General features: G+C 60.3%; 13 protein-coding genes. 6 read left to right on the top strand and 7 right to left on the bottom strand.

The genetic code is table 11. The annotated features are described in order from the left end of the window. Positions 1–13: 13 nt before the first annotated feature. Complete coding sequence (locus ACMU_RS11600; RefSeq protein ID WP_035259587.1) at positions 14–2,143, top strand: GumC family protein; 2,130 nt, start codon at positions 14–16, stop codon at positions 2,141–2,143. 42 nt (positions 2,144–2,185) lie between these two features. Here ACMU_RS11600 and ACMU_RS11595 read toward each other — a convergent pair whose 3' ends face one another. Beyond that, positions 2,186–3,388 (bottom strand): acyl-CoA dehydrogenase, encoded by a 1,203-nt coding sequence (locus ACMU_RS11595; RefSeq protein WP_035259585.1) that lies wholly within the window; start codon positions 3,386–3,388, stop codon positions 2,186–2,188. A gap of 122 nt (positions 3,389–3,510) precedes the next feature. Here ACMU_RS11595 and ACMU_RS18820 point away from each other — a divergent pair, with 122 nt between their 5' ends. Continuing rightward, complete coding sequence (locus tag ACMU_RS18820) at positions 3,511–5,007, top strand: SGNH/GDSL hydrolase family protein (protein ID WP_152544594.1); 1,497 nt, start codon at positions 3,511–3,513, stop codon at positions 5,005–5,007. Positions 5,008–5,010: 3 nt separating this feature from the next. Here ACMU_RS18820 and ACMU_RS11585 read toward each other — a convergent pair whose 3' ends face one another. From ACMU_RS11585 to ACMU_RS11560, 6 genes are all read right to left on the bottom strand, one after another. Further along, the gene (locus tag ACMU_RS11585) at positions 5,011–6,057 is read right to left on the bottom strand and encodes an ABC transporter ATP-binding protein (RefSeq protein ID WP_035259854.1); all 1,047 of its coding nucleotides are present in this window, start codon (positions 6,055–6,057) and stop codon (positions 5,011–5,013) included. Continuing rightward, positions 6,039–7,304: an MGH1-like glycoside hydrolase domain-containing protein gene (locus ACMU_RS11580; protein WP_035259584.1), complete on the bottom strand. Its 1,266-nt coding sequence runs from the start codon at positions 7,302–7,304 to the stop codon at positions 6,039–6,041. The genes ACMU_RS11585 and ACMU_RS11580 overlap by 19 nt, the downstream gene beginning before the upstream one ends. Next, positions 7,301–8,500, bottom strand: a complete 1,200-nt coding sequence (locus tag ACMU_RS11575; protein WP_035259583.1) for a carbohydrate ABC transporter permease — start codon at positions 8,498–8,500, stop codon at positions 7,301–7,303. The genes ACMU_RS11580 and ACMU_RS11575 overlap by 4 nt, the downstream gene beginning before the upstream one ends. Beyond that, positions 8,497–9,741: a carbohydrate ABC transporter permease gene (locus tag ACMU_RS11570; protein ID WP_035259582.1), complete on the bottom strand. Its 1,245-nt coding sequence runs from the start codon at positions 9,739–9,741 to the stop codon at positions 8,497–8,499. The genes ACMU_RS11575 and ACMU_RS11570 overlap by 4 nt, the downstream gene beginning before the upstream one ends. Before the next feature lie 78 nt (positions 9,742–9,819). After that, positions 9,820–11,181, bottom strand: a complete 1,362-nt coding sequence (locus ACMU_RS11565; protein ID WP_035259851.1) for an ABC transporter substrate-binding protein — start codon at positions 11,179–11,181, stop codon at positions 9,820–9,822. A gap of 376 nt (positions 11,182–11,557) precedes the next feature. Further along, the gene (locus ACMU_RS11560; RefSeq protein ID WP_035259580.1) at positions 11,558–12,043 is read right to left on the bottom strand and encodes a flavin reductase family protein; all 486 of its coding nucleotides are present in this window, start codon (positions 12,041–12,043) and stop codon (positions 11,558–11,560) included. Between the two features lie 165 nt (positions 12,044–12,208). On the opposite strand from ACMU_RS11560, the gene phnC reads away from it, so the two are divergent. The 4 genes from phnC to phnE (ACMU_RS11540) all read left to right on the top strand — a co-directional run bounded on the left by phnC (position 12,209) and on the right by phnE (ACMU_RS11540) (position 16,247). Next, a complete protein-coding gene (gene phnC, locus ACMU_RS11555) occupies positions 12,209–13,006 on the top strand; it encodes a phosphonate ABC transporter ATP-binding protein (protein WP_407636995.1) in 798 nt (265 codons plus the stop codon). A 69-nt stretch (positions 13,007–13,075) separates the two neighbouring features. Then, positions 13,076–13,987, top strand: a complete 912-nt coding sequence (gene phnD / locus ACMU_RS11550) for a phosphonate ABC transporter substrate-binding protein (protein WP_035259579.1) — start codon at positions 13,076–13,078, stop codon at positions 13,985–13,987. Positions 13,988–14,050: 63 nt separating this feature from the next. Then, positions 14,051–14,938, top strand: a complete 888-nt coding sequence (gene phnE, locus ACMU_RS11545; protein ID WP_035259578.1) for a phosphonate ABC transporter, permease protein PhnE — start codon at positions 14,051–14,053, stop codon at positions 14,936–14,938. A gap of 1 nt (position 14,939) precedes the next feature. After that, positions 14,940–16,247 (top strand): phosphonate ABC transporter, permease protein PhnE, encoded by a 1,308-nt coding sequence (gene phnE, locus ACMU_RS11540; RefSeq protein WP_035259576.1) that lies wholly within the window; start codon positions 14,940–14,942, stop codon positions 16,245–16,247. Positions 16,248–16,260: the final 13 nt, after the last annotated feature.

Raw genomic sequence — 16,260 nt, 5'->3', positions numbered from 1 at the left:
GGAAGAATTTCTTATGACTGACGTTAATATTCCACCGCAAGATACCCTTAATTTGCGCGATCTTCTGTCCGTATTGCGGCGCCGTATCCGCTTGATTTTATTTACTGTTTTGTTGGGCGTGGGGGCCGCGCTGGTAGTGTTGTTCCAGCTTCAGCCTGAATACCGTTCAACGGTTCTGCTGCTGGTTGATCCAACGCAAAAGAACCTGCTTAATCCGGGTGATGCTGAACGGCTGCAAAGCGCCAGCGAAAGCTCGCGGGTTGAAAGTGAAGTTGAGATTGCACGTTCGGGCCCGGTTCTGCTGGAAACGGTTCGCACGTTGTCTTTGGTCACAGATCCTGAATTTGGCCCGCAAGTCAGCATGGGTGACAAGGTTCGCGCCGCGCTGGGGTTGCCTCTGTCGACCGTGCAAAACAGCGAGGCCCTGCTGAACGGGACGTTGCAGCGGCTTTCGCGGGCAACCGAGGTTCGGCGTCGCGGTTTGACCTACCTGATTTCAATTACGGTCACGTCCAAGAACCCTGAACGTGCGGCAACAATCGCTAATACCATGGCGCAGGTTTATATCGATTTGCAGATCGCGTCGAAAACGCGAAGCGTCGAGAGCGCGCGCGACTTGCTATTTGCCCAAGTGAATTCGGCACGGGAAACGCTGGCAAATACAAATGACTCTTTCGACAGCTATATCGGTGCAAACATCGACAGGTTGCAGTCCGAGACCGGGAATGCCCGGCTGCTGACGCTGCAAGATCAACTTTTGCAGTCCGAGGCAGCACGCAGTCAGGCGGAACTGGTGATTTCTGCGTCTCAGGATGCGTTGACGTCGCGGGACTGGTCGACATTGGCGAACAGCCTTGAAGACGAAGCATTGGCCGCCCTTGTGCAACAACGCGAGGCATTGGTTGCCAGCGTTTCCACTGCTGCGTCCGGCAGCCAGCAGGCACTGGATCTGCAAGCGCAGCTTGCCCGCCTGGAAAACTCGATCGAAGCTGGTGCGACTTCGCAATTGTCATCGTTGCGTGCAGATGTCGACGGGATAGATGCGCAGGGGGATGCTCTGCGAGAGCAGCTGCGTAACGAAGTTGTTTCCAGCGACCTTTCTTCCACAACGCTGGCTCAGTTGTACGGACTGCGGCAAGAAGCCGATATCGCGCAACGCCAATACACCAACGTTCTGTCCCGTCTTCGCGATCTGGATGCCGAGGCGTTGGTGCAGGTTGCAGATTCGCGTATCGTGTCCGAAGCCCTAAAGGCCAGCCGCCCGTCGTTTCCGAACACCAAAACATTGCTTGCCATTGCCCTGTTTGCATCAGTGGGTGTCGGCGTTGGCCTGGCGCTTTTGAACGAGTTCTATGTCGGTGGCGTGATTTCGGCGACACAGCTTGCCAATATCCTTCCGGCGCAAGTTGTCGGTTCTGTCCCGGCCATTCGGCGCAAACGCGAGCTTTCGACGATTGCCGATACGATTGTGACATCGCCGTTGTCCGCCTATTCCGAAGCGTTTCGCCGCATTCGAATGGCCATTGAACAGGCAATCAGCGCAGAAGACCGCGACAGCCTCGTGATCCTGGTGGCGTCGGCCAACCCAGCGGAAGGCAAGTCGACCACTTCTTTGGCCCTTGCGCGGTCCTATGCGCAGATGGGCAAGTCGGTCCTTTTGATCGATGGCGACCTTCGCAAACCCTCGATCCACAGCTTCATTGACGTTCAGCCCGAACGGGGATTGCTGGAGTACCTCAAAAGCGAGGACGAGCATTCTGACATCGGGGAATTCTACGTTGCCGATCCTTTGTCGAAAGTTGGTGTCATTGTCGGACGAGGCCGCAGTGATGTGCCGACGGACCAATTGTTGATGTCGTCCAAATTTGCCGAGATGCTGAACAGCGCGCGCAAAGCGATGGACGTGATCATCATCGATACGTCGCCGCTTAATTCCGTGGTCGATGCGCAGTATGTGGCTCGGCACGCTGATGTTGCCCTTTTGTGCTTCCGTTTCGGGGAGACGTCGCAACAGGATATCCGCCTTGCGCATCAACGGGCCGAAGAAAGCGTGCGCCCGGGAACGCCGGTTCTGGCCCTGCTGAACCACGATGCAGGACGGTCCGGCGGTTACTACTACAATTCGGGCTATTACAGCTACTAAGCCAACAAGGCCCCGCACAAGAATGCGGGGCCTTTTCTTAGTTCAGGCAAAGGCTTGCAGGCCTGTTTGCGCCCGGCCAAGGATAAGGGCGTGGACGTCATGGGTGCCCTCGTAGGTGTTCACCGTTTCCAGGTTGCACATGTGGCGCATGATCTGAAACTCGTCTGAAATGCCATTGCCGCCATGCATGTCACGCGCGGCGCGGGCCACCTCCAGCGCCTTGCCGCAATTGTTGCGTTTGATCAGGCTGATCATTTCGGGCGCGGCGCGGCCATCCTCCATCATCCGGCCCACCTGCAACGCGGCGTGCAGGCCCAGCGTGATCTCGGTCTGCATGTCGGCCAGCTTTTTCTGAAACAGCTGCGTCTGCGCCAGCGGGCGGCCAAATTGATGCCGGTCCAAGCCGTATTGGCGGGCCGCGTGCCAGCAGAACTCGGCCGCGCCCATGCTGCCCCAGGCAATGCCGTACCTCGCCCGGTTCAGGCAGCCAAACGGGCCTTTCAGCCCCTCAACCCCCGGCAACAGCGCGTCTTTGCCCACCGCCACCTCGCGCATTACGATTTCGCCGGTGACCGAGGCGCGCAGGCTCAGCTTACCCTCGATCTTGGGCGCGCTCAGGCCCGGGGTGCCTTTTTCCAGCACAAAACCGCGGATCTTGCCGCCATGGGCCTCGGACTTGGCCCAGACCACGAAGATATCAGCGATGGGGGCGTTGGTGATCCACATCTTGGCTCCGTTCAACACATAGCCATCTGCCGTCTCGCGCGCCGTGGTCTTCATCCCGGCAGGGTCCGAGCCCGCGTCGGGTTCCGTCAGCCCAAAGCAGCCGATCTTGCGGCCCGATGCCAGATCGGGCAGGTATTTGCGCCGCTGGTCGTCGCTGCCGTAGGCGTGGATCGGGTACATCACCAACGAGCTTTGCACTGACATCATCGACCGATAGCCGCTATCAACCCGCTCCACCTCGCGCGCGATCAGCCCATAGGCCACGTATCCCGCGCCAAGGCCGCCAAATTCCTCGGGGATGGTGGCGCCCAACAGGCCCATTTCGCCCATTTCGGCGAAAATGGCAGGGTCGGTCGCCTCGTCGCGATAGGCTTGGGTTACACGCGGTTGCAGCTTGTCCTGCGCATAGGCGTGCGCAGCATCGCGCAGCATCCGCTCGTCTTCGGTCAGTTGGCTGTCCAACAATAGCGGATCGTCCCAGCTAAAGCTGGCCAGCGAAGGGCCGTGACCGTCTTTCATCGCAAATCTCCCGTTCTTTTTGCGCAGTATAGGCGCGGCGGGTCCCGAGTAAATCGCGGCGCGTCGTTGCATTGTCACCTTGTCGTGGGCAAACTGCAGCGCGTGTAGCGTCAGGAGTTATCATGCCTATTTCCCCCGGATCGTCGTCCCTTGTGTTCTTTGGGGACAGTTTGTCCGATCCCGGCAATCTTTTTGCTTTGGGCGCCGGATTGATATCTGACGACCTGCGCGACGCGATTGCGGGCCCGACGCAAAGCGTCAGCGACGGCGAAGTCTTTGCTGAATACCTTGCTGACCTTCTGGCGCCCGACACGGTGTTCAACTATGCCATCGCCGGGGCCGAGGCGGCGGGAACGCTGACAATTGAAGATCTGGTGATCAGTTCCGGATTTGAAGATGATCTTTTGGTACCGATCACCGACCCGGCACTGGATTTCGACATCAATATTGGCGCGCAGGTGGATCGGTTTGTGGCCGACCAGGGGCATCTGCCTCTGAACGACTTTACAGCGGTCTTGTTGGCGGGGGGGAACGACTATTCCGGGATCGACCCGTCGAACCCTGCCTCTGCGCTGCCGGAAGTGCTGGCACGTCTGTCGGCCACCACGGGTGCCATCCTGTCGGCGGCAAATGAACTGATTCAGGCCGGCGTGGGCGCGGTACAGATCATCGCCCTTCCGCCTGCTTCGTTCTTTCCTTCGTCCAGTGGGCTGGCACCGAACGAGCTGTTCCTGGCCGAGCTGGTCTTTTCAATCCACAATACGATCCTTGAAAACTGGGTGCCTGCATTCGGAGGCGCGGTTGAGCTGATCAGTTTGGACCCGTTGGTGCAGGCCTTGCAGGACGATCCTGAAAGCTTTGGTTTCCTTGCCCCGTTGACGGCCGAGCTGACGGCCGAAGATGGTGCAATTCTGGACGAATTCGACGCCGATCAGGTGGCGTTTTACGACGACATCCATCCGTCAACCGCCCTGCATGGAGTGATGGCCAAATTCTTAGAGGTTCAGGGCCAAGTTGACACTGTGGTCCAGGGCGACGATCTGGGCTCGTTCGTGGTGGCCAGCGGCAGCACGCTGGCCTTTGGTCTTGGTGGCAGCGACCTGATCTTTGGCAGCGGTCTGGCCGACACATTGTTTGGAGGTTCGGGTGAGGACGAGCTTGTTGGGCTGAACGGGAACGACCTGTTGGCCGCCGGGTCCGGCGATGACGAGGTCTATGCCGGCAACGGGAACGACATTGTGTCGGGTGGCAGCGGCAACGATGTGCTGGCCGGACAAGATGGCGAGGATGTGATCATCGATGGGCTGGGCAGCGATCTGGCCTTTGGTGGCGCAGATGATGACATTTTTGTCTTTCAACAAAACAGCCTTATCGGCGGAACAGGCACCGACAGCGATCTGTTCATCGGCGGTGACGGCACCGATACGCTGTACCTTGTGCTGGACGAGGCCACGGCAGCCCTTGTGGGGGACAGCGTGTCGATGGGCGAGCTTGCAGCACTGGGCATCACTGCGGTCGGGATCGAGGTAATCGAAGTGATTGCCGGACGCGACGCGGTCGCGAGTGCCCTCGGCGACCAAAGTTGGTTCGCCGAGGCTGACCTTTGGGGGCTGGTCTGACGCCTAAAGCGCCTGACCGTCACCCCCGAAGAAATGCAGATGCTCGGGTGCAAATTGCAGCCCGATCTTTTCACCCGGCTCGTGCGGTTTGTCGCCGGTCAGGCGCACGGTGATCTGGCCTTGTGCGGCGCAGTCGACAATCAGAAAGGTGTCGGCACCCAGATACTCCACCACGTCCACCGTGCCGTCGATATTGCCGCTGCCCGGCGCGGTCAGGGCAATGTGTTCGGGCCGGATACCAAGCTGCGTCGGTGTACCGGATTTGCCATGCGCACCGCCGCGGCCGCCATCCAGCGTGAAATTCGCACCTTCAGCCCCGCAGGGCATCACGTTCATCTTGGGCGAGCCGATGAACTGCGCCACGAACAGGTTGGCGGGGTTCTGATACAGCTCGCGCGGCGAGCCAACCTGCGCGATGTGGCCGCCATCCAGCACCACAATCCGGTCAGCCAGCGTCATCGCCTCGACCTGGTCATGGGTCACATAGATCATCGTGGTTTCCAGCGACTGGTGCAGCTTGGCGATCTCGTACCGCATCTCGACGCGCAGCGCCGCGTCGAGGTTCGACAGCGGCTCGTCAAACAGGAACGCGGTGGGGTCGCGCACGATCGACCGGCCAATGGCCACGCGCTGACGCTGGCCGCCCGACAGGGCCTTGGGGCGGCGTTCGAGGAACGGTTCCAGCTTCAGCACCTTGGCGGCGGCATCCACCTTCTCGCGGATCTCGGCCTCGGGCGCGCCGGCGGTTTTCAGCGAGAACCCCATATTGTCGCGCACCGACATGTGGGGATAAAGCGCATAGCTTTGAAACACCATCGTCAGCCCGCGCTTGGCCGGAGGTTGCGCGGTGACATCCTTGCCATCGATTACAATCGCCCCGCGCGAGGTTTCCTCTAACCCGCCGATCATCCGCAAAAGGGTCGACTTGCCGCAGCCCGACGGGCCAACGAAGATGATGAACTCGCCATCTTCGATCTGCAGGTCGATCCCCTTGATCACCTGCACCTCGCCATACCATTTCTCTACGGATTTCAGATCGATGCTGCCCATCGGTCCCTCCCTGTTGTTGGCGAGGCCCAGCCCAGCCAGACCGCCGCCGTCCATGTGAACGAGCGGCCGCCGGCCGGGGCGCCATCGCGCGGATCAAAATATTCGGCAAAGCCATTTTCGGTGATCATCCGGGCGGTGTTCGCACGGATAGCATCTGCATGCGCTGTGTGCCCGGCTTCGTGCAGGCCCATGGCGATCAACATGTTCATCATCGCCCAGACCGGTCCGCGCCAATACCGCTTGGGCTCATAGGCCGCATGATCTGGGTCATATGAGGCAATGCCATAGGTTTCCGCAGACATGATCCGCTCCAGATGGCCCAGCATCCGGTCGTCATGGATGCCCGCGTACCAACACAAGAATGCCGCGCTTGACACTCCGCCGCCAAACGCACCGCTGCGAAGGTCGCATGTATCGTAGGCGGCGATGTCGGGGTTCCACAAGGTCTGCGCGCCGGCCTCTTGCGCGGCAATCCAGGTGGCAATCTCGTCGGTTGGCTCGCCCAGTTCGGCGGCCATGGCCAACAGGTCGCGATTGGCGCGCAGCAGGGTGAAACTCATCGTGGGGTCGGCCACGCGAAAGGGGGTGACCTGCCGCAAATAGCGCTCGTCCCAGCCGCTGTCGGCGCCCAGTTTGACCAGGTAAAGGTACCGGTCGTATTCGTATTTCCGGGGCCGTTCGTCCTGGTTCACATGGCCGGTATCGCGCCGTTGATAGGTGTCGATCCCCACCGGGTCGATCGCGGCAAAGGGCGGATCCCAATCCGGCGAGTTATCACGGCCGGTCTCCCACGGGTGGGTGACGACAATCGCGCCATCTTCGGACCGCCATTGGTAAAACCAGCGGTGCCATTTCAGCAACGCAGGGAAAAGCGCCCGCATCTTCGCCGCCCCATTCGCGGCGTCCAGCGCCGCGATCTGGCGCACAAATGTCGCGGCAATCGGCGGCTGCGAGATCCCCGAAGACGGCACCGGCCCGGTGCCCTGCCACACGTCGGGGCCGGGGAAATAGCTGGGATCCACCTGGTGGAACAGGATATGCGGCACCATGCCATTGTCCCATTGCCCGGCCAGCAGCGTCTCGATCTCGGCCCAGGCGCGCGGCAGGTCATCCACCGCAAAGCCCCAGGCCGCGAACACGCTGTCCCAGTTCCATTGATAGGGGTAAAGCCCGTGCGTGGGCACGGTATAGCCCCCCTTGTCATTGCCGCGCAGGATGTCGCGGGCCTGGGCATCCAGATCGCTCATCCCTTCACCGACCCCGCCGTCAGGCCCTTGGTCATGAACCGCTCCAGCCCCAGGAACAGCACCATGATCGGCAATGTGGCGATCACCGCGCCCGCCATCAGGTGCTGACGCGGGATCTCGGACGAGTTCAACATCGCCACCCCGCGCGTCAGGGTAAACTTCGACGGGTCGTCCAGCAGCATGAAGGCCAACAGGAACTCGTTCCAGGCGATCATGAAGACATAAAGCGATACCGAGGCCATGGCCGGCAGCGACAGCGGCAGGGTGATCTTCCAGATCACCGCAAGGCGGCTGAGACCATCCATCAGGCCGGCCTCTTCCACCTCGCCCGGAAGGCCGCGGAAATAGCCCTGTAACATGTACAAAGCCACCGGGATCGTGGTGACCGGATAGATCAGCACGATGCCAAAAATGGTGTTGCGCAGGCCGGTCATCGAAAAGGCGATGTAGATCGGCAGGGCCAGAACGATCATCGGCACCATGTAGATCAGCAGGATCGACCGCGAAAATGCAGCCCGCCCCTTGAACCGCAGCCGTGCCACCGCGTAAGCGCCCGGTACCGAAAAGGCCAGCGTGATGGCCACGGTCAGGACCGAGACCATGAAGGATGTCCACAGGTAGGTGCCAAAGTTGAAATCGGCGAACAGCTCGAAATATGACCGGAACAGATCGGCGCCCTTGGATAGCTGGATCGAGAAATCCAGCGGGTTTTGCAGCAGTGCCTGTTGCGATTTCAGGCTGGTCATCACCATCACATAGAACGGGATGATCACGATGGCGGTGAAGAAGATGTAACCGAACCCGGTCAAAAAGCGGATTACGGCCTCTTCAAACTCGTGCCGAGTCAAGGCCGCGGCGGGGATGTCTTTCAGGATCAGTGTCATGGGCCATCCTGTCACAAGCCCTGTCAAAATGGCGCCCAGCAAAACCGGACCATCGCCGGTGATCGCCCCAAGCCCTACGAGGGACAGCAACACCGCCAAGACGATCCCAGCACCAATGCTGGCCAAACGGTTGGCCAGGTAAACCTGTACCAGCGCCACAACCACCCCCAGAACCACCGAACCCAGAAAGACCGGGCGCACCGGCAGCCCCGTGGCAAAGGACAGCGACACCGCCACCGTCACTGCCATCACAAAGGCCCACAAGGCGCCGAGGGCCGGCGCGGTTACATATCCGTATCGCAATACGCTCACAGCCCTTCCTCCCGACTGATATACTTGAAGAACAGGACCGAGAAGCCGAGCAAGCAGCAAAAGATCACCACCGCCACGGCCGCGCCCGCCCCGATATTCGAAATCGCAAAGGCCTGGTCATAAACGTCGACCGTCAACACTCGCGTGCCCGCATTGCCGCCGGTCAGCAGGAAGATGTCGTCGAACTTGTTGAACGTCCAGATAAAGCGCAGCAGAAACAGCACGCTGAGAATGCCCAAAAGCTGCGGCAGCGACAGGTACCAGAATTTCTGGAAGGGCGAGGCGCCGTCCATGTCGGCCGCCTCGTACATATCGGTGTCGATCGACTGCATGCGGGCAAGGATGAACAGGAAGGACAGCGGGAAATAACGCCAGATCTCGAACACCGTCACCATGATCAGCGCCTGCGGGCGTTGGCCAAAAAAGTTGATCGGGCCGTCGGACACGCCCATCTGGATCAACAACGCATTGGCCGAGCCCGAGAACGGATCAAACAGCGTGACCCAGGTGAAGGCCACGGCAATCACCGGCGCAACATAGGGGAAAAGGTAAAGCCCCCGCAAAATGCCCTGACCGGCAAAGCTTTTGTTCAGCAACATGGCGGCGAACAACCCAACCACAAGTGCGCCGATTGTGCCGACCACGGTATAAAACAACGTGGCGTAGAGCACGTCGAAGAACTCGGAGCTGTCGAAGATCCGTGCGAAATTCTTCAGGGTAAAGGTGCCGCTGGTAAGGATGGATTGCGACCTGCCGGTCAGAACGGCCTCTGTGTCACCCAGATCGGGGTCGGCATCCAAAAAGGCTTGGGTCACCGTGACGTCGATTAGCACGTCATCGCGGCGACCGCCTTCAAAGTCGCCCAGGTCACAAAACAGGTCCAGCCTCGTTAACGTACAACGTTCGTCAACCGTGTTGATTGTCAGGTCCGGTGGTAACGTGTCGGCCAAAGTAATCCCGGTGATCGGGCGTTCTTGGCTGGAGTTGCGTATCCGGTACCGGATCGTGGCCGCGTCGCCATCCACCTTTGGACGACCGCGCAACGCTTCGCGTACCACCGGGGTCGGGGCACGAAGGTCGGCCAGTTCAACCGGCTTGAAGCTGATCCAGAAAATCGAAAGCAGGGGCAGGATGACCACCAGAGACACAATCGTGATGGTGGGCAGCAGCATCCCCCAGGCCAGCCGAGCCTCGCGTTTTGCGAGCGGGCCGGTTCCTTTGGGCGGCATGGGATTGGTCATTCTTGGGCTCCGTGGGCCAAAAGTGCCGGGGCGATGAAGGGACCGCCCCGGCCATCACTGAGTTGAACGGCTGCTCAATCAGTTGATCTTGGCAAGCTCTTCGTTCAGCGCTTCGACGGTAGCGGCCGCATCACGGGCCCCGTCGATATACTCGCGCACCAGCTTGTTGATCACCTGCGCGTTGATGATCTTCGAGGCCAGCGACAGCTGCCCCTCGGCAACGCCCCAGCGCTGGGCCACGTCCAGACCACCGACGATCTCGCCGATCATCTCGGGCGCATAAAGCTCGCTCAGCGGCGCCTTGCGGTCCACACCCACGTCCAGCTTCGACCAGGCTTCGGTGAACTTGTCGGCGTCATCCGCGGTGCCTTTGCGGACCGGGAACTTGCCCTCGGGCGCGATCGACAGGGTCTGGGTATAGCCTTCGTCCATCGAGAACTTGACGAAATCGATCGCCGCGTCGGTGTCGGCATCCGACGTGATGCCAAAGTAACGCACGTCACCCCATGCAGCGCCATCCGCGTTCGACGGGCCGGCAAAGTTGGTCACGATACCCGTGGCGGCCGCAAGGTCGCGGCTGGTCGGGTCATCGTTGATGGTGGGCGGGGCACTGTCGCGCAGACCGGCCAGTTCGTCCAGAATGAAGGGCGACCAGATGATCATAGCGGCCTTGCCGGCAAAATACAGCTCGCGCGATTGCTTCCAGTACAGCTCACCCGGAGGCGACGCTTTTGCAACGGCTTTGTAGAAGTCCAGAACTTCGGTGGTTGGGCCGACTTCCAGCGGTTTGAAGCCATCGGCACCAACCGGCGACACACCATTGGCCAGGAACACATGTTCCAGAACCTGGCTCATGAAGTTCTCGTCGATCTTGGTGGCGGCAACAAAGCCGTACATCTCTGGCGGGTTGTGCAGTTTGGCTAGGGCCGCTTCCACCGCGGCATAGGTCGTGGGGGCCGCCAAACCTTCGGCATCAAAGAGGTCTTTGCGATAGACAACCATCTGCGTCCAGCCATCAACCGGTACCGAGGCGACACCGTCGTCAAAGGCCGCCATGGCAACGGCGCCAGGTGCAAAAGTGCCTTCGCCTAGCTCTTCAACCACTTCGGTGGCCGCTTCGGTGTCCAGAATGCCGGCTTCGGCCCAGGGCAGGGCGTATTGCAGCGAATGATAGATCACGTCGGGCAGGTCGCCGGCGGCAAAGGCGGCGGTGGCGCGTGTCCCCAGATCGCTTTCGGTGACCGGGATCACTTCGACCTCGGTACCGGTGGCGGCCTGGAACTGCGCGGCCATCTCTTGCTGTTTGGCCAGGCGTTCGGGCTGTTCTTCGGTGGTCCAGAAGCGGATGGTGTCGGCCGAAACGGCGCCGGCGCCCAGGGCAAGGGCAACGGCGCTGCCAAGCAGCAGACGCGACGTGGCCGAGCGGATTTGAATGGTCATTTTGTCCTCCAACTGTCGTTTTGGAAGGCAATACTTCTCCGCGCGTCGAAACCGCAGTTTCGCCCGTATAGACTTTGTGTCCATTCTGCCGGCATTTTGGCCCCAAAAACCGCGATACGGCATCCCATTTGGGGCGCTAACATGCGCCGGAAAGCATTTCTCCCGCACTCAGCCTATAGGCACAGTTCAAAATTTCGCAAGCTTCATGGTGGAAATTGGCGATAATTTTTGGCCAACCGGTCCAAAATCGAAATTTTCGCGTCATTTTTGAGCGAAACAGCGCGAACGGGCCAGTTCGCCGAAGTAAACCCGCATCCAAATCGGTTTGGATGAAGAAAATCTTATCCGCCCTGGCGCGAAAATCGTCGAGCGAATCTCAGGCAAAGCACCCATATCGGCCGCCCAAAAAGACCAATGGTGGCATGGTTGACGCATCCAATCGCTCTACACGACCCAGGATAATCGAATGGTCGCCACCCGGATACACGGCGTGCCGGATACACTCGAACCGGGCGCTGCAGTTTCGCAGAACGGGGGCTGGCGCGTCGCCGGGTTGTATAGCATCCCGTGGGAAATCTCGCCCGTCGCGAGCAAACCGTGCTGCAAGTTCGGATTGGCATTCCGCCAGCACGTGGATGCAGAAATGCGCAGCCTCGGCAAAATCATCATGGCGGCTGCTGCTTTTGGCGGGGGACCAAAGCACCAGAGGCGGATCCATGGAGACCGAAGCAAAGCTGTTGGCGGTCATGGCCAAGGGCCCGTTCTTGGTAAACGTTGTCACCACGGTAACCCCGGTGGCATAGCGGCCAAGCGCGTCGCGAAAGGCACGCGCATCGGTCGGATTTGGAGTTGATTTGCCCATGAAATCCCCAAAATAGCTTTGCCCAGCAGCATGCAGATTTCACCCGGAAATGCACGGTGGTATTTTGGTTCCGCTGCTGCGCGGCGTTACAAAAGCTTCAATAAACTGCAACAAACTCGTCGCAGCCACCCGATATCCGCCATTTGACTGCGAGATGGGGATCAAATGCTGCTGAGCGTCGAGAACGTCACGAAAACCTTCGGGCAAAATAATGCGGTGGACAGTGCCACCTTCACCGTCGAAAGACCGGCAATGATCGGGATCATCGGTCGGTCGGGTGCCGGCAAATCGACATTCCTGCGTATGATGAACCGTCTGACCGATGCCACATCTGGTGTTCTGAAGTTTGATGGTCGCGATATCTTGCAGCTGAAGGGCGCGGCCAAGCGCGCGTGGCAGTCGGACTGCGCGATGATCTTTCAGCAGTTCAACCTTGTCCCGCGCATGGACGTGGTGTCGAACGTTCTGCACGGCACGCTGAACAAGCGTTCGACTGTTGCGACGATGTTCAACCTGTTCCCGCAGTCAGACATTCACATGGCCATCGAGATCCTCGATCGGCTTGGCATCGCCGAGCAGGCGCCGAAGCGGGCCGAAGCCCTGTCGGGCGGTCAGCAGCAGCGCGTCGCGATTGCCCGCGCCCTGATGCAGGACCCCAAGATCATTCTGGCGGACGAGCCGATTGCCTCGCTGGACCCGATGAACGCGCAGGTGGTGATGGATGCGCTGCGCCGTATCCACGAGGAAGACGGCCGCATGGTCATCGCCAACCTGCACACGTTGGACACCGCGCGGCGCTATTGCGACCGGGTGATCGGCATGCGCGACGGGCGCATCGTGTTTGACGGCACGCCCGATCAGCTGACAACCGGCGCAGCACGCGACATCTACGGTGCCGACGCGTCGTTCTCCGAGGCGGCAACGTCCACCTCGATCGACGCGCTGGAAGGCGTGCCCGCCTGACCCCACGAGTTTTCATCAGCCTCGGGGGGAGAAATCTCCGGGGCCATAACCAACCTGGAGAGAGAGACGATGAAAAAATTGATCGCTGCCGCACTGGCAACCACTGCACTGGCCGCCCCGGCATTTGCCGACGGCCACGCCATCACCGAGTTCCGCATCGGTCTGCTGGGCGGCGAAAACGCTCAGGACCGTCTGAACAACAACGAGTGCCTGCGCGCTTACACCGAAGAAACGCTGGGTGTTGAAACCAAGCTGTTCGCTCCGGCCGACTATGCCGGTGTTATCCAAGGCCTGGTTGGCGGCACGCTGGACATGGCATGGCTGGGCGCGTCGTCCTATGCTGCGACCTTCCTGCAGAACCCCGACGCTGTTGAGCCGGTACTGGTTAAGATCAACCTGGACGGTTCGTATGGCTACCACTCGATCGGTTTTGCCCGCAAAGACAGCGGCATCGACTCGATCGACGCAATGGCCGGCAAAGTGTTCGGCTTTGGCGACCCCAACTCGACCTCGGGCTACCTGATCCCCTCGATCGAGATCCCGCAGTACAAAGACGGCATCACCATGGAATCGGGTGACTACTTTGGTGAAGTTAAATTCACCGGTGGCCACGAGCAGACCATCGTTGCTGTAAACAACGGTGACATCGACGGCGGCGTAACCTGGGCCGACGGTCAGGGTGACTGGGAAGACGGCTACAACTCGGGCGCTCTGCGTCGCGCTGTTGACGCTGGCCTGGTTGACATGAACGACCTGGTTCAGATCTGGAAGTCGAAGCCGATCCCCGAAGGTCCGATCGTTCTGCGTAAGTCGCTGCCGGCTGACGTAAAAGAGAAAATGATCGCCCTGGTTGACGGCCTGCACGAAGCCGACGCCGATTGCGCCTATGGCGTTGCTGCTGGTGAATCGCTGGGCTTCGACCCGATCACCCACGACGCTTACGTTTCGGTTATCGAAGCACGTAAAGCAAAGTCGAACTAAGCTTCGCTGATTTTGCGCGGGTCCCGCTCAGGGGCCCGCGTTTCTTATTTTCCGGGCAGTAAAATGGCAGATATCACCCAATCGACAGGGGCAAACCCACCTTCTGTGGGCCAGGTCCAACAGGGCTATATGGCGCAACTGCGCCAACGGCAGCTTTATTCCGGGGTGACCCTGCTGGTCTTTGTGCTGGTCATGGTGTCCGGCTTCAACTTGGCCGCGGACCGCAATGGCGGATCCTTCTGGGGCGGGCTGAAGAACTTTTTTGACTACCCTTCCGAAGTGGTGGGCGAGGCCGCGGAGAAAGCCGCCGAGCTGCCCGCGCATTTCAAGACATTCTTTCCGGCGCTGGTCGAGACGATCAACATTGCCGGCGTATCGACGCTGATCGGCGCTTTGCTGGCGATTATGCTGTCGCTGCTGTCGACCCGCGGCTTGGCACGCTGGCCGCGCATGATCTTCTTTTTCCGCCGTGTCATGGACATCATGCGCGCGATCCCCGAGATCGTGATTGCGCTGATCCTGATCTTTGTGCTGGGCGGTGGCCCGGTTCCGGCGATGATCGCGATTGCCTTTCACACCACCGGTGCGCTGGGCAAACTGTTTTCCGAGGTTAACGAAAACGCCGACCTGAAACCGGTGGACGGGTTGTCGTCGGTTGGCGCCAACTGGACGCAACGCATGATGCTGGGCGTGGTGCCGCAGGTCGCGCCGAACTGGCTGAGCTATGCCTTGCTGCGGTTCGAGATCAACATCCGCGCCTCGGCCATTCTGGGCTTTGTGGGTGCTGGCGGTCTGGGCTACGAGCTGAAAAACGCCATCAGCTGGGGGCAGGGCAAGTTTGACGAAGCCGGCGCGATTTTCCTGCTGCTGTTTCTCACCATCGTGGTGGTGGATCAGGTGTCCAGCCACTTCCGCAACAAGCTGACCCACGGGTCGGCAGGGGGGCACTAAGATGGCCGATCTCAGCGCACATTACACCGCTGCCGACAAATTGTTCCTGCGCAAGCGTATGTGGAATTTCGGCCTGCCGGCCTTGGTTCTGGCCTATCTGGTCTATGTCTTCTTTGCGTTCGACGTGCCCGCTCTGGTCGAAAAGGCCAGTGCCCAGAACGCGAAAAGCTTGGTCACCGACATGTACAGCCACAAGGTGCACGTGACCCGTGACAACCGCAACGGCGAGGTTGGCGTCGCCATCGAGGGCGAGAAAAAGGGCCGCTATCCCGAAGGCACGGCGCCTGAATGGGTGAGTTTGGGCGAAGAAACGGTGATCGAGCTGGGCGATGGCCATGTGGTCATCTACGGCCCCGAAACGATCTCGTACGATATCCCCGGCTATGGTCTTGTCACTGCGACGCCGAAACGGTCGTCGGGCGTGAACGCGACCTTCCCCGAAGGCCGCCTGCCGAATTGGATCAACGCCTCGAAGAACCGCGTGGCGATCGAGACCGAGGCCGGCCGCCTGACCGTCACCCGCAACAAGACCGAGGTCTTCCGCTATTTCACCGGGTGGGAGCTGTTCTTCTTCACCCTCGACAGCCCCTATCACGGGCTGGGTTTCGGCGCGCTGATGGGCAAAGCCTTCAGCGGCGAGGCCGGCGCGATCCTCAGCGATTTCTGGAACAACCCGATGTGGCTGCACAAAGACGTGGCCTGGGCGATTTTCGAGACCATCCTGATGGCGTTCCTTGGCACGTTCGGCGCCGCCGTGGTGGCGCTGCCGCTGTCGGTTCTGGCCGCCAAGAACTTTGCCAAGGTTCTGGCCGTGCGCTTTGCCATCCGCCGCGTCTTTGACTTCATCCGCGGGGTCGACAGCCTGATCTGGACGATCATCCTGACCCGCGCCTTTGGCCTTGGGCCGCTGACCGGCGCGCTGGCGATGCTGATCACCGACACCGGCACCTTCGGCAAGATGTTCTCGGAGGCGCTGGAAAATGTCGACAACAAGCAGATCGAAGGTCTGCAGTCGACCGGTGCGCGCCCCGCACAGCGCTTCCGCTTTGGGGTTATCCCGCAGATCACGCCGGTGCTGCTCAGCCAGGTGCTGTATTTCCTGGAATCCAACACCCGCTCGGCCACGATCATCGGCGCCATTACCGGCGGTGGTATCGGGCTGTTGCTGACGCAGGCCATCATCACCCAGAAAGACTGGGAAGAGGTCACCTATTACATCGTTCTGGTCGTGCTGATGGTGATGCTGATGGACCAGGTGTCGGGCTGGCTGCGCCGCCGCCTGATCAAAGGCGATGAATCGGGCCATTAAGCCCTTTCGCGTT

Source organism: Actibacterium mucosum KCTC 23349 (assembly GCF_000647975.1).
Classification (GTDB): domain Bacteria; phylum Pseudomonadota; class Alphaproteobacteria; order Rhodobacterales; family Rhodobacteraceae; genus Actibacterium; species Actibacterium mucosum.
Note: the sequence above shows the minus strand (reverse complement) of the source record. Positions and strands in the feature narration are given on the sequence as shown.